The organism is Comamonas piscis, from assembly GCF_014109725.1.
In the GTDB taxonomy this organism is placed as follows: Bacteria; Pseudomonadota; Gammaproteobacteria; order Burkholderiales; family Burkholderiaceae_C; genus Comamonas; species Comamonas piscis.
The window spans coordinates 3,513,144-3,530,182 of record NZ_CP058554.1; the positions used below are offsets into that span (position 1 = coordinate 3,513,144).

Consider the following 17,039-nt stretch of genomic DNA (forward strand, 5'->3'; position numbering starts at 1 on the left):
CCAACGGCACTTGGGCCGCTATCAAGCCGCATCGGTCACATCTGCATTGCGCAGCGACAGACGCGAGGTATCGAGTTCATCTTCTTCGGTGGACACGCGGCCAGCATTGACCTGCGAGATGCCCTCAGGCGTGATGCCGGTGACATACACCCCGTCAAAGCAGGACGCCTCAAAACCATGCACATCGGTGTTGAGCTTGCCAATGGCGTTTTTCATGCCATCCACATCCTGGTAGATCAGCGCGTCACAGCCGATGTACTGGCGAATCTCTTCGAGGCTGCGGTCATGGGCCACCAGCTCTTTGGCGGTAGGCATGTCGATGCCATAGACATTGGGGAAACGCACCGGTGGTGCGGCGCTGGCCAGGTAGACCTTGTTGGCGCCAGCGTCGCGGGCCATCTGCACGATTTCCTTGGAGGTGGTACCGCGCACGATGGAGTCATCGACCAGCAGCACATTGCGGCCCTGGAACTCGCTGCCAATGGCGTTGAGCTTTTGGCGCACTGATTTTTTGCGCGCGCCCTGGCCCGGCATGATGAAGGTGCGGCCCACATAGCGGTTCTTCACAAAACCTTCGCGGTAGGGCTTGCCCAGCAGCTGGGCCAGTTGCATGGCGCTCGGGCGGCTCGATTCGGGGATCGGAATCACCGCATCGATTTCGTTGGGCGGCACCATCGAGATCACGCGCTTGGCCAGGGTCTCACCCAGGTTCAGACGGGCTTGGTAGACGGACATGCCGTCGAGCACCGAATCGGGACGGGCCAGGTAGACAAACTCGAAAATGCAGGGGTGCAGGCTCGGGGCTTCTGCGCACTGTGCAAAGGTCAGCGAGCCATCGTCGCCAATGAAGACTGCCTCGCCGGGGGCGATATCGCGCTCCAGCTGCTGCATCGTGCCTTCCAGTGCCACCGATTCGCTGGCCACCATGACGGTGCCATCCGCGCCACGGCCAATGCACAGCGGGCGAATGCCATTGGGGTCGCGGAAGGCGACCACGCCATGGCCGGCGATCAGCGCGATCACCGCATAGGAGCCCTGCACGCGCTTGTGTACCGCGCGGATGGCGTTGAACACATCTTCTTTTTGCAGCGGCACGCCATGGGTGGCGCGCTCCAGCTCATGCGCGAACACGTTGAGCAGCACTTCCGAATCGCTGTCGGTGTTGGTGTGGCGGTGGTCGGTGGAGAACAGCTCCTTGCGCAGCTCGACCGCATTGGTCAGGTTGCCGTTGTGTACCAGCACAATGCCGAAAGGCGCATTCACGTAGAACGGCTGGGCTTCTTCTTCGCTGTAGGCATTGCCGGCCGTAGGGTAGCGCACCTGGCCCAGGCCCACATTGCCCGGCAAAGCCCGCATATTGCGCGTGCGGAACACATCCTTGACCATGCCCTTGGCCTTGTGCATGAAGAACTTGCGTCCCTGCTGCGTTGCGATGCCGGCGGCATCCTGTCCACGGTGTTGCAGCAGCAACAGCGCGTCATAGATCAATTGATTGACCGGCGTGCTACTGACGACTCCGACGATTCCACACATATTGAGCGTTCCAAAAACGTTAACGCGGCTCTGCCGCGATGCGTGAACCAGCTTCGATGAACTGGTCCACCAGCGAAGACCAATGTCTTCCCATTTCTTGCGGCATCCAGGGCCGCAACACTGACACTGCCGACACCAAATGCGGTGCAAAGACTGAAGTGTTCCAGATTTGCGATTCCCGCATCGAGGTCAGCATAAAAACCAGAGCGATAAGTACAAGTAGTAACACGCCGCGCAGCGCGCCAAACATGGCGCCCAGCGCGCGGTCAAAGGGGCGCAAACCCACCATCTGCACCAGCTTGCCGATCATGCGGATCACCAAGCCTAAGGCGAAGATGGCGACAACAAAGACGATCACAAGGCCTGCGGCCGTCCGCACACCCTCGTCCATCTCCTGCATCGGCAACCACATGCCCACTTGCGCGCCCCAGAGCCGGGCCGCAAAAAAGGCCAGCACCCAGCTGATCAGCGACAGCACCTCGAACACCAAACCGCGCATGGCGCCGATCAGCACCGAGCCCAGCAGGATCACGATAAATACCCAATCGAGTGCCGACACCTCAGCACCCCGCCCAGCGGGCCGATGGCAAGTGAGCAGACATCAGCGCCGGCAAAGGGCTGGCAAGGGGCGGCACCGAGGCGCTGAATAGGGAGTACACGGCGGGGCGTAAGGCAGTTGAATTCCGGGTTTTACAGGGGCAGCAGCGCAGCGGGCAGGCCCTGGGCACGCACCTTGGCGGCCGCGCTGTCGGCCTCTTCCTTGCTGTTGAAGGGGCCCACCCGTACGCGAATGCGGGTGCCCGATGCCGTCTTGACCGACTGCGTAAACGCAGGCACGCCGGCCATCTGCAGCTTGGCGCGCACCTCGGCGGCCTTACTCTCTTCGGCAAAGGCCCCTACCTGGATGGCATAGCGCGCTGCGGCAGCAGGTTTGGCGGCAGGCGCAGCTGCAGGAGCGGCTGCTGCCGCGCTGGCGGTACGCCCCTCCATCATCGCGCGCACGCGGTCAGCCTCGTCATCGCGCTTGGGCTTGGCGGTTTCGGCCGGCTTAGGCTTGGGCTCTTCCTTGGGCTTGGCTTCGGGTTTGGGTTCCGGCTTGGGCTCAGGTTTGGCCGCTGGCTTGGGCTCAGGTTTCGGTTCAGGCTTGGCTGCTGGCTCGGGTTTGGCGGGCGTCGTCACAGGCTTGTCAGCGGGTTTGCTGGCCGCGGCCGCGGCTGCAGCTGCGGTGGCACCAGCCGCTAACGGGGCGGTGGCGGCCGTGCCCGAGGCATTGTTTCTTGCACCGACAATCTCTTCGCCAGCATCCAAGCCATTGTCATTGCCGCTGGGCGCCGAATGAGACGCACCCGAGGCATTGGCAGCTGGCGGCACCGCCAGCGCAGCCACCCGCTCGCGGTCCGGGATCTCGATCGAGGCATTCACCGGCACCGGGCGCGGCTGGGTGTCGAACAGCATCGGAAAACCGATGATGGCCGCCAACACCAGCACCGTGGCGCCGATCAGGCGGTGGCGGGCGCGGCGGCGCATGGCATCCACACTCTCGGCAGGATTGCTGCGCGGCGCGCGAATGACGCGCGGGCTCTCCGCTTCCTGTTGCTTTTTACCGGGCCATCGAAGATTGAAAATTGCCATGGACGATTGGAGGTGGAGCTTGAAAACAGGTCGCTGGATGCGCCCCCGCTAGAGGGCTGCTGTCAGCTCAGGTGCTTGGCATCCAGCCGAGGCACCCCATGCTTCAACACCCCGCCCACTGTAAAGAACGAGCCGAAAACGACGATTCTATCAGCGGGCCCTGCCGCTTCGACGGCGGCCTGGAATGCGGCCATGGGGTCTGGGTAACAAGCTGTAGCCACATCGCGGCGCTGGTCGGACAGCATATGCACCGCATTCCATTTGGACTGCAGGTCCACCGCCTTCTCCGCCCGCTCGGTCGGCAGATCGCAGAAATACCAGCGGTCCACCAGGGGCCCCAGCCTGCGCAGCATCGGCGTCAAATCCTTGTCGTGCATGGCGCCGAAGACCGCATGGGTGACGGGGAAGTAGCCCATCGCATCCAGGTTGGCCGTCAGCGCGGCAATCGCATGCGGGTTGTGCGCGACATCCAGCACCAGCGCGGGCTGGCCGGGCACGATCTGGAAGCGGCCCGGCAGCTCCACCATGGCCAGGCCATTGCGCACCGCCTGGGCCGTGACTGGCAGTACCTGGCGCAGCGCCTCGTAGGCGGCCAGCACGCCAGAGGCGTTGACCAGCTGGTTGGCACCGCGCAGCGCCGGGTAGGCCATGCCGGCATAGCGCCGGCCGCGCCCTGCCCAGCTCCACTGCTGCTTGTCGCCTTCGTAGTTGAAATCGCGGCCAAAGCGCCACAGGTCGGCGCCAATGCTTTGCGCATAGTCAATTACGCTTTGCGGCGGTACCGGGTCGCTGACGACAGCCGGTTTGCCCGGGCGCATGATGCCGGCCTTCTCGCGGCCGATCGATTCGCGGTCAGGGCCCAGCAAATCCATATGGTCCAGGTCAATGCTGGTAATGACGGCGCAGTCCGTATCGATGATATTGGTGGCATCGAGCCGGCCGCCCAGGCCGACTTCCAGGATCGCCACATCCAGCTTGGCTTGGCTCAACAGACGCAGGATCGCCAGGGTGGTGAACTCGAAATAGCTCAGCGAAATCTCGGGCGCCTGCAAGCGGGCGTCTTCGACGGCCTCAAAATGCGGCAGCAAATCGGCGGCCGAGACAATCTCGCCATGCACGCGGCAGCGCTCCTCAAAATGCACCAGATGCGGCGAGGTGAACACCCCCGGACGGTAGCCCGACTCCAGCGCGACGGCTTCCAGCATGGCGCAGGTGGAACCCTTGCCATTGGTGCCCGCCACGGTGATCACCGGGCAGGGAAAGCGCAGCGCCAAGCGCTCTGCCACGGCCTTGACGCGGGTCAGCCCCATGTCAATGGTTTTGGGATGAATCTGCTCGCAGTGGCTCAGCCACTGATCCAAGGTGTCGAAACGGGTTTGCATGGGGCCAGATTGTCGCGTAATTGCGGCTGTGTCATCATCGATCCCCATGAGTAACCACACCATCGCCGTCTACGGCATCCCCAACTGCAGCACCGTCAAAAAAGCCCGCACCTGGCTGGATGCGCAGGGCGTTCAGCACCAGTTCCATGATTTCAAGAAAGCCGGCGTGCCCGCCAGCCACCTGCCCGACTGGATCGCCAAGGCCAGCTGGGAAAAGCTGGTCAACCGCCAAGGCACCACCTGGCGCAAGCTGGATCCCGCCGTGCAGCAGGCTGTTGCCGATGCCGAAAGCGCCAGCGCGCTGATGATTGCCAACCCCAGCGTGATCAAGCGCCCGGTGGTGGAATGGGCCGATGGCTCCGTCACTGTGGGCTTTGATGAGGCAGTCTGGAGCAGCAAGATCGCCTGAGCGGCCAGCGCGAGGCGGCATTGACCAGCGCTTTACGCTGCGACATGGCGCAGATACATGGCGGGGGCAGCATGGGCGTATGCTGAACTTTATGCGGCCGTTGGAGTCCTAAATATTTGTGCAAGCGGTGTAAAGCCTGTAGCCCGGTCTGGGCACTGGCGCGTTGTACACCCAGCCGCGATTCAGCTTTTTTGTGGAGGCATTCATGCCGCATCTGCTCTCTTCCCGCCTCTTGGTGCTTGCCGCGCTGTCTGCCTTGGCAGCAGCCAGCCCTAGCGCCTGGGCCCAAACATACACTCCGTCGTCCGACCCTTTCTTGCCGCAGCAAGCCCCTGGCGCGCAGCCGCCGTTGCCTGCGGGCGAGCAGCCTTATGGCCGGGTGCTGTCGGTCACACCGGCCTACCGCCAGGTCAACACCCCGCAAACCGTCTGCAATGACCAGCAGGTGTATAGCGGCCAACGCACCTCCGGCGTGGGCGCCATTACCGGCGCCGTCGTCGGCGGCCTGCTGGGTAACGGGGTGGGCCACGGTTTTGGCCGCGCTGCTGCCACTGGCGTGGGCGTGATTGCCGGTTCGGCCATTGGCAACCAGCTGGAAGGCGGCACCCCCAGCTACCAAACGGTACGCCAGTGCGCCAACCAGTACACCACGCAAAACCAGCCCGATGGCTATAACGTGGAGTATGAATACGCTGGCCGCCGCTACAGCACCCGCACGGCCACCGCCCCCGGCGAATGGCTGCCGCTGAGCGTGCAGCCCGCCGCCGCCTACGACAACCCACCGCCCCAGGACTATGCCAACACGGCACCGGAGCCTGGCATTGTCGTCAGCAGCCAGCCCGTCTACCAGCAGCCGGTGTATATGGCTCCACCCCCTGTCTATGTCGCGCCTGCGCCTGTTTACTATGCGCCGCCACCGGTGATGCTGCAGCCGTCGATACAGATTGGCGTGGGCGGCTACTGGGGTGGCCACCGCGGCCACTGGCGTTAAATCGGAGCGCCAGTGCCTCCCCAGGCCGCGCATCCTGGCACGATCACCTGCAGCAGTCCTCAGGCACTGCTGCTTTTTTATGCCCGCCATGCCGCTCAACTGCCCCACCATGTTCCAGAGACGGGCAAAGGCCTCGCCTACAATGGCGGTTTTCCTCCATTTACCTGTTGTCTTCCATGATCACTGAGAGCATCGACGGCGTACGCCTCACCACCAAGGCCAATGTTTATTTTGATGGCAAGTGCGTCAGCCACAGCTACCAGCTGGCCGACGGCACCAAGCAATCGGTCGGCGTGGTGCTTGCAGCCAGCTTGACCTTTGGCACGGCTGCTGCCGAGATCATGGAATGCGTTGCCGGCGCCTGCGAGTACAAGCTCGACGGCAGCGACGAATGGCAAAAGTCCGGCCCTGGCGACAAGTTCAGCGTCCCGGCCAACAGCAAGTTCGATATCCGCGTGGCCGAGGCCTACCACTACATCTGCCACTACGCCTGATTGTGGAGCCTGCGCCGGGCCGTCCCCGCGCATGCCTCCCGCTGCATGCCGATTGCTCGGATAGTCGTTGATCCTTCAGACACCGGATACCACCGCAGCAGCGCCTGTTTTTAAAGAAAAAAGCAACACCATGGAAACCATCCTGCAACATGTTCCCGTCGGCCAGAAGGTCGGCATCGCCTTTTCCGGCGGCCTCGACACCAGCGCAGCCCTGCGTTGGATGAAGAACAAGGGTGCCCTGCCCTACGCCTACACGGCGAACCTGGGCCAGCCCGATGAGTCCGATTACGACGAGATCCCGCGCAAGGCCATGGAATACGGTGCCGAGAAGGCCCGCCTGATCGACTGCCGCAGCCAGCTGGCCAACGAAGGTATCGCAGCCATCCAGGCCGGCGCCTTCCACATCTCCACCGGTGGCATCACCTACTTCAACACCACCCCGCTGGGCCGCGCCGTGACCGGCACCATGCTGGTGGCGGCGATGAAGGAAGACGACGTCAACATCTGGGGCGATGGCTCGACCTTCAAGGGCAATGACATCGAGCGTTTCTACCGCTACGGCCTGCTCACCAACCCCGCGCTGAAGATCTACAAGCCTTGGCTGGACCAGACCTTCATCGACGAGCTGGGTGGCCGCTCCGAGATGTCGGCCTTCATGACCAAGGAAGGTTTTGGCTACAAGATGAGCGCGGAGAAGGCCTACTCGACCGACTCCAACATGCTGGGCGCCACCCACGAAGCCAAGGACCTGGAGTTCCTGAACAGCGGCATCCGCATCGTCAACCCCATCATGGGCGTGGCGTTCTGGAAGCCAGAGGTCGAAGTCAAGGCCGAGGAAGTGTCCATCACCTTTGAAGAAGGCCGCCCTGTCGCGCTGAACGGTCAGCGCATTGAAGACCCGGTCGCCTTCTTCCTGGAAGCCAACCGCATCGGCGGCCGCCACGGCCTGGGCATGAGCGACCAGATCGAGAACCGCATCATCGAAGCCAAGAGCCGCGGCATCTACGAAGCCCCCGGCATGGCCCTGCTGCACATCGCCTACGAGCGCCTGGTGACCGGCATCCACAACGAGGACACCATCGAGCAGTACCGCATCAACGGCCTGCGCCTGGGCCGTCTGCTGTACCAAGGCCGCTGGTTTGACCCGCAGGCCATCATGCTGCGCGAAACCGCCCAGCGCTGGGTGGCCCGTGCCATCACCGGCACGGTGACCCTGGAGCTGCGCCGTGGCAATGACTACTCGCTGCTGAACACCGAATCGGCCAACCTGACCTACAAGCCCGAGCGCCTGTCGATGGAAAAGGTGGAAGACGCGCCATTCAGCCCTGCCGACCGCATTGGCCAGCTGACCATGCGCAACCTGGACCTGATGGACACCCGCGACAAGCTGGCCATCTACACCCAGACCGGCCTGCTGACCGCCAGCGGCAACCATGCGCTGCCCCAGCTGGGCAACGACAAGAAGTAATTCCCGAGCGGAATCCTTCCCACAACGCAAAACCGCTGTGTGCCTACCAAGGCCACAGCGGTTTTTTTATCGCCTGAATGCGCTGGGGAAGAACGGTTTTCAGGCCTCTGCCACCAGGTAGACCTTCTTCACAAAGTTGTCCACCTCCCAGTGGCCGGTCCAGCCCTCGGGCATGATGAAATGGTCGCCCACGCCAAAGCGGTGCACGGTGCCATCAGGGTCCACCAGGCGGCAGTCGCCCTCGACGATATAGCAAAACTCGATATAGCCCTGCACATTGGAGCTGAAGTGGCCAGCGCTGGACTGCCAGGTGCCCGAGCTCACCTTGCCGCCCAAGCCCTCGAACACATTCATCGTCTGGTACTCGGTATCGCCGCTGATCGGGCGGCTGGGCTTGCCGATGACGGGGTTGACCAGGGTCTTGGCAGGCCAATGGATGATGGAGATTTTGGAGTCGGCAGGGGTGACTTGGGACATGGCGGAGATCAAGGGGCTGTGCAAATGCGCAAGGAGGCATTATCTGGCAGCGCTGTTGCTCGGCGCCTCCTGTCGGTTGAAAAGCCAAATAAAAGGCGGCCCCCATGGAGCCGCCTTGCTGCATCTGCCGCGCCTGACGGCGCGTCAGATGGATGATCAGTGGAACTGCTCTTCTTCGGTCGAGCCGGTCAGCGCCTTGACGCTGGACGAGCCGCCCTGGATAACGGTGGTCACATCGTCAAAATAGCCCGCACCCACTTCTTGCTGGTGCGACACAAAGGTGTAGCCTTGCTCGCGGGCAGCGAATTCGGGCTCCTGGATCATCTCCACATAGTGCTTCATGCCTTCGCCACGGGCATAGGCGTGGGCGAACTTGAAGGTGTTGTACCAGTTGCTGTGGATGCCAGCCAAGGTGATGAACTGGTACTTGTAGCCCAGCGCAGCCAACTCGTCCTGGAACTTGGCAATCGTCGCATCATCCAGGTTCTTCTTCCAGTTGAAGGACGGCGAGCAGTTGTAGCTCAGCAGCTTGCCGGGGCTGGAGGCATGCACGGCCTGGGCAAACTCACGGGCAAAGCCCAGGTCTGGCGTTCCGGTTTCGCACCACACCAGATCGGCATACGGGGCATAGGCCACGCCACGGCTGATGGCCTGCTCCAGACCGTTCTTGACGCGGTAGAAACCTTCTGGCGTGCGATCACCCACCAGGAAAGGCTTGTCATTGGCGTCATGGTCGCTGGTGATCAGATTGGCCGCTTCGGCATCGGTACGGGCCAGCACAATGGTCGGTACGCCCATCACGTCCGCTGCAAAACGCGCGGCAATCAGCTTCTCGCAGGCCTCATGGGTGGGCACCAGCACCTTGCCGCCCATGTGGCCGCATTTCTTCACAGCGGCCAGCTGGTCTTCAAAGTGCACGCCGGCAGCGCCTGAGGCAATCATGTTCTTCATCAGCTCGAAGGCATTGAGCACACCACCAAAGCCGGCTTCAGCATCGGCCACGATCGGCAGAAAGTAGTCGATGAACTCCTTGTCGCCCGGGTTCACGCCCTTGGCCCATTGGATCTCGTCAGCGCGCTTGAACGTGTTGTTGATGCGGCGCACCATGGTGGGCACAGAGTCATAGGCGTAGAGCGACTGGTCGGGGTACATGGTCTCCGAGGTATTGCCGTCCGCCGCCACCTGCCAGCCCGACAGGTAGACCGCTTCCAGACCGGCTTTGGCCTGCTGCATGGCCTGGCCGGCGGTGATGGCGCCGAAGGCATTCACATAGCCCTTTTTGGCGCCGCCATTGATCTTGTCCCACAGCACCTGGGCGCCGCGCTGGGCCAGGGTGTACTCAGGCTGCACGCTGCCGCGCAGACGCACCACATCGGCGGCCGAATAACCGCGCTTCACGCCTTTCCAACGGGGATTCTGCGCCCAGTCCAGTTCGAGGGCGGCAATTTGCTGGTCACGGCTGAGTTGCTGGTTCAGTGTTTGAGTCATGGGGGCTCCTGAGGGTCAAAGTGGAAGAACAAAGGGATCGAGAACCGGTGGACAAACACCGTCTGTCCTTGGCTCTAACTGTACGCTTGACCTCCGCAAATAATTTGTCTTATGTCTTATATAAGACTAATTTTTAATTATTTAAAATCAACGATCTATTTATTTAATTCCACATTACAAAATTCAATTTCTCATATTGAGAAATATTGATGCAGTGCAATATTGGCGTATTTCATAATATGAGAATCCGTTTTCACCGCTGCGGCTGTCTGGCCTGAGGCAGTGCTGCCCGCCATGCGCTGGCCAATTGCGGCATGATGCGGCTGGGCCCATTGTGCAAAGCGCATGTGACAGGTTTCTTGCACTTGCGCTTGTGCAGCCACTGCCGGCCCGGCTTTCTCTTTTGCCCCTTGACCCATGCGCATCCACAGCAAACCCCTGGCCTATTTCTACCTGGCACTCAGCATGTCGCTGGTGGGTGCTTATGTGGCGCTGTCCAAGCCGCTGGCAGCTACCTTCCCGGTGTTGCTGCTTGCCTGGCTGCGCTTTGGCATTGGCGCCATTGCCATGCTCGGTTGGCTCAAACGCCCAGCCACCGAGGCGCCCTTGCCCGCCAGAGCCAAGGGACTGCTGTTTCTGGAATCCTTTTTTGGCAACTTTCTCTTCACGCTGTGCATGATCACCGGCGTGTCGATGACCAGTGCGGTGACTGCCAGTGTCACGATGGCCACTATTCCTGCCGCCATTGCGCTGCTCAGCTGGCTGGTGCTCAAGGAACGCATCAGTGTGCGGGTGATGATCGCTATCAGCCTGGCGGTGCTGGGCATTGCACTGATGGCCTTTGCCAAGCCCGATGCGGGTGCCCATCCAGGCGCAAATGCCACGCCGGGCCAGGGTAACCATGGGCTTGGGCAGCTGCTGCTGGTGGGCGCCGTGCTCTGCGAGGCCATCTACGCCGTCATCGGCAAAAAGCTCACCGGCAGCTTGAGCCCCAAGCGCATTGCCGCGCTGATCAACCTCTGGGGCTTTGTGCTGACCCTGCCGTTTGGCATGTACCTGGCCTGGCATTTTGAGTTTGGCGGGGTGGCGATAGCCACCTGGTTACTGCTGTTGGGCTATGCCTTGGCGGCCTGCGTGGTGACGGTGTGGCTCTGGATGACAGGGTTGCAGGTGGTACCGGCCTCGCAAAGTGCAGTATTTACGGTGATGCTGCCGCTGTCCACCGCCTTGGTGGGCGTCGTCTTTCTGGGCGAATCGCTCAATGGTCTGCAAATGCTGGCCTTTGCCATTGCGGTTTCCAGCCTTGCTTTGACCACCCTTCCACTGCCTCGGCGTGGCAGAGGGCCGACAGTTTTGCGACGAGACCCCGATTGACACTGCACCCAGACCCAGTACGATGCAGCGAGGGCATTGAGCAGCAAAGCAACCAGAATCAAGGCCCTATCTCGCTGGTTGATAGCTTTGATAGATAAACAAAGGTCAGCAAAGCTAAAACAAGCAACATTTCGAGGCAAAAAAATGCCGCTCTCCCTAGGAAAGCAGTTTTTTTGCCGTTAGCATGGCTGTAACCAGCGGGGGACACCTCTGGCTGGCATAGAGATATTGACACAAGGAAACCAAAACATGGCAACCGCATCCAAGACCGCAGCGCCTGCAAAGAAGCGCACCCCGAACGCAGCTTTCATGAAGCCGTTGACCCCTAGCGCCGAACTGGGCGCCGTGGTGGGCACCGCTCCACTGCCACGCACCGAGATCATCAGCAAGCTGTGGGTCTACATCAAGGCCAACAACCTGCAAGACGCTGCCAACAAGCGCATGATCAACGCCGATGACAAGCTCAAGAAGGTGTTCGGCAAGCCCCAAGTGTCGATGTTCGAGATGGCTGGCCTGATCGGCAAGCACGTCAAGTAAGCGATTCGCCACCCTTTCAGCGCAGTTTTTTGCGCTGTCTCAAAAAACCAGCATGCACCTTGCTGGTTTTTTTTACGCCTATGCCTTCCGCAGCCTGCACCCCAGCCGGCCCGTTTCCACCCCCGCTATGTCGGCCCTGCTACTTCCCTCATTTGTACTCTATAGCGCAAGCGGCTTGCGCCTCAGCCACGACGTGGTCTTACCCAGGCATGGCCGCAGCAGCTTCATTCACAGAATTTTTCGATTTCAAAAGCTATCTACCCCATTCTTTAAGTCTATTGATTCATAACAATAAAAATAAGTTTTTAGGCAGCTGCTGCCGAGTGAGACTGTCTCTGTATGCAACAGCAGCCCCTATTGCAGTCAGGAGATTATTGCGAATGCGACAAATTCTTATTTATAATTCGCTTCAGTTATTCACTAGCCAGCCACCACGCTGTTCATCTGACTATGATCGTTTGTGTTTGCCGCAGAGTCTCGGACAAAGAGATCGCTCGCCACGCGCATGCGGGGATGTCGTTCGATGAAATCCAGTTCGAACTGGGTGTTGGACTGCAATGCGGCTGCTGCGAAGGTTGCGCCCGTGATGTGGTCGAACAATGCAGCGCGTCCCGTCCGGTTGCAGCCTTGCGCAATGAGGCAGCAGTTCACCCGGTCCAGCTTGCCACCGCCATCATGGAAAGCAAAGCATGGAACTCTTCGCCGCTGTCCTCGGTAGCCTGATTCTGGTCGCTGCCTCTCTCTGGTGGATCTTTCAAAAGTAAGCCACCAACGCATTGATTTGCCGTGCTGCGGCTCCAGGCTGCAGCATTTTTTATTGCCTTTATGCTTCCACCAGACCCTTACAGCCCCTCCAAAAATCTGGGGCGCAATATCGTGGTTACGGGTTCGGTGCTGGCAGCGCACGTTGCAGGCCTTTGGGCCTTGCAGGCGGGCCTGCTTAAAAGTGCTGCGTTTGAGCTGCCTAAACCAGAGCCAGTGATGGTGCAATTGATTGCGCCTGAGCCCATGCCCGTGGTTGCGCCGCCTCCACCTCCGACCCCCAAGCCACCGCCGCCCGCTCCACCCCCGCCGCCAAAGCCCACGCCCAAGCCAGTTCCCAAACCTGCGCCCAAGCCCCAGGCCATCAAGGATCCGACGCCTGCGCCTAACGCAGTCACCGGCACCACCGAGACCCAGCCACCGGCACCGCCCATTGAGGCACCGCCGCCAGCGCCGCCCTCGCCACCACCGGCTCCGCCCGCACCGCCAGCGCCTCCACCCCCACCGGTGATCCAGCTGCCGTCGAGCAATGCGGCCTACTTGAACAACCCCGCTCCACAGTACCCGGCCATCAGCCGGCGCATGGGTGAGACGGGCACCACGATCGTGCGCGCCTTCATCGATGAAGAAGGCAAGCCCCAGGAGCTGCAGCTGAAAAAATCCAGCGGTTATGACCGCCTGGACCAGTCTGCACTCGACACGGTACGCAAGTGGCGCTTCAAGGCAGGCACCTCCAACGGAACTCCCCGACCCATGTGGGTCAACGTGCCCATCAAGTGGGAACTCAATTAAATCGTACGGAAATAGGATCAGTTATGGAATCGCAATTCGGCATCGCCCACGTCTGGGCACAGGGAGATTTTGTGACCAAGACGGTCGCAATCATTCTGGTCGCCATGTCACTCGCCTCATGGATCGTGATCGTCATCAAGGCCATCGATATCATGCGTTTCAAGAAATACGCGCGCAATGCCCAGGATTTCTGGCACAGCGCTGATTTCGCCGCCGGCCTGAGCAAGCTGGGCGACCAGGGTGACAACCCCTTCCGCCAGCTGGCCATCGAAGGCCGCGAAGCCACTGCCCACCACCGCAAGACCGCCGAGCACCTGCATGACTCGCTGGACGTCAGCGACTGGATCACGCGCTGCCTGCGCAATGGCATCGACGAGTTCACCGCCCGCGCCCAATCCGGCCTGGCTGTGCTGGCATCGGTGGGTTCCACCGCGCCCTTCATCGGCCTGTTCGGCACCGTCTGGGGCATCTACCACGCACTGGTGGCCATCGGTATGTCGGGCCAGTCCTCTATCGACAAGGTCGCCGGCCCCATCGGTGAAGCGCTGATCATGACCGCCCTGGGCTTGGCAGTTGCCATCCCCGCCGTGCTGGGCTACAACGCACTGGTGCGTGGCAACAAGTCGGTGCTCAACCGCCTCAACAGCTTTGCCCATGACCTGCACGCCTTCTTTGTGACAGGCACCCGTCTGAATGTCGACTCCAGCAAGCCCGGCGCCGTGGTCACGCCGCTGAAGAAAGGTGCCTGATCATGGCTTTTGGAACGCAAGACGATGCCGATGAGGTCATGAACGAGATCAACATGACGCCGCTGGTGGACGTCATGTTGGTGCTGCTCATCATCTTCATCATCACCGTTCCGGTGATGAAGCACTCGGTGAACATCGACCTGCCTCGCGCTGTCAATACGCCGGAAGACGCCAAGCCCGACACCGTCCAGTTGGCCATCCTGCCCGATGGCAGCTACAACTGGAACGGCAAGGCCGTGACGGACGCCGAGCTGGAAGCCAATATGCAGGCCGAAGCCAGCAAGGAACCCCAGCCCGAGCTGCACATCCGCGGCGCCCGCGATGTGAAGTACGAAAAAGTGGCCCAGGCCATGGCCGCTGCCCAGCGCAGCAACCTCAAAAAGATCGGCTTCATCACCGACCAGGTGGGCGAGTAAACCGCGTACCGTCCCAACCAGGGCTCCAGCAGGAGCCCTTTTTTCATGCCGGATTCGTACGGGATCAGGTTTACCCGCAGTGACGCCCAAGCGACGCCACCGGCCCTCCCGCCATCCCTAAACTGGATCGCAGGACAAGCGCCATGGCGAGCTGTACTGGCCGAAGCAACGGCGGGCAAACCGACCATCACCAGCGCCTCCCCCAGCTATTACTAGATTGAGGAGACACCGATTGATGCAGACGTTCCGAACCCCGCCATCCCCCTCCGCGACCCCTGTGCGCCGCCGCCAGATGCTGCGCCTGGCCGTTGCCAGTGCCGCTGCCGCCAGTGGCCTGCCGCTGACCACCATGGCCCAAGCGGCCGCTGACAAGGCCAGCTACCCCAGCAAGCCCTTGCGCGTAATCGTGCCCTTCGCGCCCGGCGGCGCCACCGATGTGCTGGCGCGTGGGGTCAGCGACCGGCTGGGCCAACAACTGGGCCAGCCGGCCATCGTCGACAACCGCCCGGGCGCAGCAGGGTTGCTGGCCTGCGATGCCGTGGCCAAGGCAGCAGCCGATGGCCATACGCTCACCCTGGGGACGACCAGCACCATGCTGTCCAACCAGTTCATGTTCAAAAAGCTCTCCTACGATCCGCAAAAGGACCTGGTGCCCGTCGTGCGTATCTGCTGGGCGCCCATCGTGCTGGTCACCAATAGCCAGCTTCCCGCGCGCAATCTGCAAGAGCTGATTGCCTACATCGGCGCCAACAAAGGCAAGCTCTCCTACGGCAGCTATGGCATTGGCTCTCAAGGCCATCTGGTGCTCGCCAGCCTGAGCAACATGACCGGCGCCGACATGAGCCATATCGCCTACAAGGGCGAGGCACCGATGGTGCAAGACCTCGTTGGTGGCCAGCTGATGATGGGTATCGGCAGCATCCTCTCGCTCAAGCAGCACATCGACAGCGGCAAGCTGCGCGCGATCAGCTTTACCGGGCCGAGCCGCGTGCCAGCCCTGCCCGATGTGCCCACCTTTGCTGAGCTAGGCCATAAGGAAGACGCCTTCACCATCTCCGGCTGGCTGGGCATTGCGGCGACGGGTGGCACCCCGGCGCCGGTGCTGGAGCAGCTGGGCGCCGAAGTGCGCAAGGCGCTGCTGACCCGCGAGGTCAATGCGCGCGTGCTGATAGCCGGCTTTGTGCCCTTGACCGATGACAGCCCGGCGCGCTTTCAGGCCGACTGGAAGCGCGAGCTACCCATCTGGAAAAAACTCTTGCAGGATGCCGGCGTGCAGCCCACCTGAGCCGCGAACGCCCTCGCCTGCGGTTGCAAAACCGCATGCAGCCACGGCACAGCGCCCCTGTACCGTGGCTTTTTGCCTTTTACCGTGGGAAATTTCAAATAAACACTGGACTTAGCGAATACGAATCGTTATCATTTGCTTCAGTTTTATCCCTGTGAGTACTGCCATGCAAACCATCGCCCTACCCGCCACCCCGCTGGCCACCGCCAGCAAAAGTGCCAGCGTGTCCCAAGGCCATGCCACGCATTCGGCCGCATTGGAGAGCAGCGAGCTGCTCCAAGGCGCCAAAGCGGTGTCCATCGTGCACAACGGCTCTATCTATCGCCTGCAAACCACCAAGCTGGGCAAGCTGATCCTGACCAAGTAATCCCAAAGCGCTCGTTGCTAGTCGCCGCCCTCGCCTATTCCTGCGGGGCTTGCCGATAGGCGACGCACCCAGTAAAAAGCCAACTCCTCGAAGTTGGCTTTTTTATGTCCGTTCCGCCTGTAAAAGGCAAGGCCAGCTACACGCCCAGCGGCAGATCCGCATGCTTGAGAGTGCGCAGCACAAAGCTGGACTGGCTGTGGCGTATGCCCTTGATCTTGTAAAGCTTCTCGCGCAGCAGGCGCTCATAATCACGCGTGTCCTTGACGACGACCCGCAGCAGGTAGTCGTACTCGCCAGAGACCAGATGCGCCTCGACCACCTCGGGAATGGTGGCCAGCAGCTCTCCAAACTTCTCCAAGGTGTTATCGCTGTGGCTGTCGAGGGTGACCATCACCAGCACCGTATCGCCCAGGCCTAGCGCCTGCGGTGAGAGCCGCACGGAGTAGCCCTGGATGACGCCCGCCTCTTCCATCTTCTTGATGCGGCCCCAGCAGGGCGATGCGCTCAGACCCACCGCCTGGCCAATCTCTTGCAGACTGGCGCGGCTGTTGTGCTGCAGCTGGCGCAGAATTTTGCGGTCCAGGGTATCAAGAAGCATAATTTTCCACACCAATCTTAGATTCAGAATATTTTTCTATATTAACTGGCATCAACCAGAAAAACAGAATATTTTTTGCCTGTCAGGCCGGCATACTTTCTGCATCGAAACACTTTTACCGAAGTCTCTTTCTGGCAGAGCCTGCTTACCGGCAGCCCCTCTCTTCATCAGCCCCCAGGTGGTTACCGCTGCCATGGGGGCTGTTGCATTGCGGTGCCGCTCGCCGGGGATTTATGTAACAAAACTATTGCATTTACCCACCCCATTCCCTGCACGCTCTGCGCC

20 protein-coding genes are annotated in these 17,039 nt (G+C 61.1%); 12 read left to right on the forward strand and 8 right to left on the reverse strand.

Translation table 11 applies throughout. The features are described 5' to 3' along the window. Nucleotides 1-21 precede the first annotated feature (21 nt). From purF to folC, 4 genes are all read right to left on the reverse strand, one after another. Nucleotides 22-1,533: an amidophosphoribosyltransferase gene (gene purF / locus HS961_RS15915; RefSeq protein WP_182323634.1), complete on the reverse strand. Its 1,512-nt coding sequence runs from the start codon at nucleotides 1,531-1,533 to the stop codon at nucleotides 22-24. Nucleotides 1,534-1,552: 19 nt separating this feature from the next. Continuing rightward, nucleotides 1,553-2,092, reverse strand: a complete 540-nt coding sequence (locus HS961_RS15920; protein ID WP_182323636.1) for a CvpA family protein — start codon at nucleotides 2,090-2,092, stop codon at nucleotides 1,553-1,555. Between the two features lie 131 nt (nucleotides 2,093-2,223). Beyond that, the gene (locus tag HS961_RS15925) at nucleotides 2,224-3,165 is read right to left on the reverse strand and encodes an SPOR domain-containing protein (RefSeq protein WP_182323639.1); all 942 of its coding nucleotides are present in this window, start codon (nucleotides 3,163-3,165) and stop codon (nucleotides 2,224-2,226) included. A gap of 62 nt (nucleotides 3,166-3,227) precedes the next feature. Further along, on the reverse strand, nucleotides 3,228-4,547 hold the full coding sequence (gene folC, locus HS961_RS15930; protein ID WP_182323641.1) for a bifunctional tetrahydrofolate synthase/dihydrofolate synthase: 1,320 nt from the start codon (nucleotides 4,545-4,547) through the stop codon (nucleotides 3,228-3,230). A gap of 46 nt (nucleotides 4,548-4,593) precedes the next feature. Here folC and HS961_RS15935 point away from each other — a divergent pair, with 46 nt between their 5' ends. From HS961_RS15935 to argG, 4 genes are all read left to right on the forward strand, one after another. Beyond that, on the forward strand, nucleotides 4,594-4,956 hold the full coding sequence (locus HS961_RS15935) for an ArsC family reductase (protein ID WP_182323643.1): 363 nt from the start codon (nucleotides 4,594-4,596) through the stop codon (nucleotides 4,954-4,956). 205 nt (nucleotides 4,957-5,161) lie between these two features. Next, a complete protein-coding gene (locus tag HS961_RS15940) occupies nucleotides 5,162-5,947 on the forward strand; it encodes a glycine zipper 2TM domain-containing protein (RefSeq protein ID WP_182323645.1) in 786 nt (261 codons plus the stop codon). Nucleotides 5,948-6,123: 176 nt separating this feature from the next. Beyond that, nucleotides 6,124-6,441 carry a pyrimidine/purine nucleoside phosphorylase gene (locus HS961_RS15945; protein ID WP_182323647.1) on the forward strand — a complete coding sequence of 106 codons (318 nt, stop codon included), beginning with the start codon at nucleotides 6,124-6,126 and terminating at the stop codon, nucleotides 6,439-6,441. A 130-nt stretch (nucleotides 6,442-6,571) separates the two neighbouring features. Further along, entirely contained in the window at nucleotides 6,572-7,909 is a 1,338-nt protein-coding gene (argG, locus tag HS961_RS15950) for an argininosuccinate synthase (RefSeq protein WP_182323649.1), read from the forward strand. A gap of 99 nt (nucleotides 7,910-8,008) precedes the next feature. Here argG and HS961_RS15955 read toward each other — a convergent pair whose 3' ends face one another. From HS961_RS15955 to HS961_RS15965, 3 genes are all read right to left on the reverse strand, one after another. After that, complete coding sequence (locus HS961_RS15955) at nucleotides 8,009-8,386, reverse strand: cupin domain-containing protein (protein WP_182323651.1); 378 nt, start codon at nucleotides 8,384-8,386, stop codon at nucleotides 8,009-8,011. Nucleotides 8,387-8,542: 156 nt separating this feature from the next. Next, nucleotides 8,543-9,874 carry an isocitrate lyase gene (gene aceA / locus HS961_RS15960; protein WP_182323653.1) on the reverse strand — a complete coding sequence of 444 codons (1,332 nt, stop codon included), beginning with the start codon at nucleotides 9,872-9,874 and terminating at the stop codon, nucleotides 8,543-8,545. A gap of 191 nt (nucleotides 9,875-10,065) precedes the next feature. Continuing rightward, nucleotides 10,066-10,293, reverse strand: coding sequence for a hypothetical protein (locus HS961_RS15965; RefSeq protein ID WP_182323656.1), 228 nt, complete (start codon nucleotides 10,291-10,293; stop codon nucleotides 10,066-10,068). Between HS961_RS15965 and HS961_RS15970 the strand changes: the two genes are divergently transcribed. The 8 genes from HS961_RS15970 to hemP all read left to right on the forward strand — a co-directional run bounded on the left by HS961_RS15970 (nucleotide 10,292) and on the right by hemP (nucleotide 16,156). Further along, complete coding sequence (locus tag HS961_RS15970) at nucleotides 10,292-11,248, forward strand: DMT family transporter (protein WP_182323659.1); 957 nt, start codon at nucleotides 10,292-10,294, stop codon at nucleotides 11,246-11,248. The two genes, HS961_RS15965 and HS961_RS15970, sit on opposite strands and share 2 nt — an antisense overlap. Nucleotides 11,249-11,497: 249 nt before the next feature. Further along, nucleotides 11,498-11,785, forward strand: a complete 288-nt coding sequence (locus HS961_RS15975) for an SWIB/MDM2 domain-containing protein (RefSeq protein ID WP_182323662.1) — start codon at nucleotides 11,498-11,500, stop codon at nucleotides 11,783-11,785. Nucleotides 11,786-12,235: 450 nt separating this feature from the next. Next, the gene (locus tag HS961_RS15980; RefSeq protein ID WP_182328290.1) at nucleotides 12,236-12,508 is read left to right on the forward strand and encodes a (2Fe-2S)-binding protein; all 273 of its coding nucleotides are present in this window, start codon (nucleotides 12,236-12,238) and stop codon (nucleotides 12,506-12,508) included. Between the two features lie 102 nt (nucleotides 12,509-12,610). Continuing rightward, the gene (locus HS961_RS15985) at nucleotides 12,611-13,339 is read left to right on the forward strand and encodes an energy transducer TonB (protein WP_182323664.1); all 729 of its coding nucleotides are present in this window, start codon (nucleotides 12,611-12,613) and stop codon (nucleotides 13,337-13,339) included. A gap of 23 nt (nucleotides 13,340-13,362) precedes the next feature. Beyond that, nucleotides 13,363-14,088 carry a MotA/TolQ/ExbB proton channel family protein gene (locus HS961_RS15990; protein ID WP_182323667.1) on the forward strand — a complete coding sequence of 242 codons (726 nt, stop codon included), beginning with the start codon at nucleotides 13,363-13,365 and terminating at the stop codon, nucleotides 14,086-14,088. Nucleotides 14,089-14,090: 2 nt separating this feature from the next. Then, nucleotides 14,091-14,504 (forward strand): ExbD/TolR family protein, encoded by a 414-nt coding sequence (locus tag HS961_RS15995; protein ID WP_182323669.1) that lies wholly within the window; start codon nucleotides 14,091-14,093, stop codon nucleotides 14,502-14,504. A 235-nt stretch (nucleotides 14,505-14,739) separates the two neighbouring features. Beyond that, on the forward strand, nucleotides 14,740-15,789 hold the full coding sequence (locus HS961_RS16000) for a Bug family tripartite tricarboxylate transporter substrate binding protein (RefSeq protein WP_182323673.1): 1,050 nt from the start codon (nucleotides 14,740-14,742) through the stop codon (nucleotides 15,787-15,789). A gap of 166 nt (nucleotides 15,790-15,955) precedes the next feature. Further along, nucleotides 15,956-16,156, forward strand: a complete 201-nt coding sequence (gene hemP, locus HS961_RS16005; RefSeq protein WP_182323675.1) for a hemin uptake protein HemP — start codon at nucleotides 15,956-15,958, stop codon at nucleotides 16,154-16,156. 136 nt (nucleotides 16,157-16,292) lie between these two features. On the opposite strand, the gene HS961_RS16010 is transcribed toward hemP, so the two are convergent. Beyond that, the gene (locus tag HS961_RS16010; RefSeq protein ID WP_043341700.1) at nucleotides 16,293-16,754 is read right to left on the reverse strand and encodes an Lrp/AsnC family transcriptional regulator; all 462 of its coding nucleotides are present in this window, start codon (nucleotides 16,752-16,754) and stop codon (nucleotides 16,293-16,295) included. Nucleotides 16,755-17,039: the final 285 nt, after the last annotated feature.

Bases quoted from the DNA above. Each gene is read 5' to 3' on its own strand.
- HS961_RS15955 (WP_182323651.1), bottom strand. From the start codon at position 8,386: ATGTCCCAAGTCACCCCTGCCGACTCCAAAATCTCCATCATCCATTGG.
- HS961_RS15980 (WP_182328290.1), top strand. From the start codon at position 12,236: ATGATCGTTTGTGTTTGCCGCAGAGTCTCGGACAAAGAGATCGCTCGC.
- HS961_RS15935 (WP_182323643.1), top strand. From the start codon at position 4,594: ATGAGTAACCACACCATCGCCGTCTACGGCATCCCCAACTGCAGCACC.
- HS961_RS15975 (WP_182323662.1), top strand. From the start codon at position 11,498: ATGGCAACCGCATCCAAGACCGCAGCGCCTGCAAAGAAGCGCACCCCG.
- HS961_RS16000 (WP_182323673.1), top strand. From the start codon at position 14,740: ATGCAGACGTTCCGAACCCCGCCATCCCCCTCCGCGACCCCTGTGCGC.
- HS961_RS15925 (WP_182323639.1), bottom strand. From the start codon at position 3,165: ATGGCAATTTTCAATCTTCGATGGCCCGGTAAAAAGCAACAGGAAGCG.
- hemP (WP_182323675.1), top strand. From the start codon at position 15,956: ATGCAAACCATCGCCCTACCCGCCACCCCGCTGGCCACCGCCAGCAAA.
- HS961_RS15970 (WP_182323659.1), top strand. From the start codon at position 10,292: ATGCGCATCCACAGCAAACCCCTGGCCTATTTCTACCTGGCACTCAGC.
- HS961_RS15940 (WP_182323645.1), top strand. From the start codon at position 5,162: ATGCCGCATCTGCTCTCTTCCCGCCTCTTGGTGCTTGCCGCGCTGTCT.
- HS961_RS15965 (WP_182323656.1), bottom strand. From the start codon at position 10,293: ATGGGTCAAGGGGCAAAAGAGAAAGCCGGGCCGGCAGTGGCTGCACAA.
- HS961_RS15990 (WP_182323667.1), top strand. From the start codon at position 13,363: ATGGAATCGCAATTCGGCATCGCCCACGTCTGGGCACAGGGAGATTTT.
- HS961_RS15985 (WP_182323664.1), top strand. From the start codon at position 12,611: ATGCTTCCACCAGACCCTTACAGCCCCTCCAAAAATCTGGGGCGCAAT.
- HS961_RS15945 (WP_182323647.1), top strand. From the start codon at position 6,124: ATGATCACTGAGAGCATCGACGGCGTACGCCTCACCACCAAGGCCAAT.
- HS961_RS15995 (WP_182323669.1), top strand. From the start codon at position 14,091: ATGGCTTTTGGAACGCAAGACGATGCCGATGAGGTCATGAACGAGATC.
- HS961_RS16010 (WP_043341700.1), bottom strand. From the start codon at position 16,754: ATGCTTCTTGATACCCTGGACCGCAAAATTCTGCGCCAGCTGCAGCAC.
- argG (WP_182323649.1), top strand. From the start codon at position 6,572: ATGGAAACCATCCTGCAACATGTTCCCGTCGGCCAGAAGGTCGGCATC.
- aceA (WP_182323653.1), bottom strand. From the start codon at position 9,874: ATGACTCAAACACTGAACCAGCAACTCAGCCGTGACCAGCAAATTGCC.
- purF (WP_182323634.1), bottom strand. From the start codon at position 1,533: ATGTGTGGAATCGTCGGAGTCGTCAGTAGCACGCCGGTCAATCAATTG.
- folC (WP_182323641.1), bottom strand. From the start codon at position 4,547: ATGCAAACCCGTTTCGACACCTTGGATCAGTGGCTGAGCCACTGCGAG.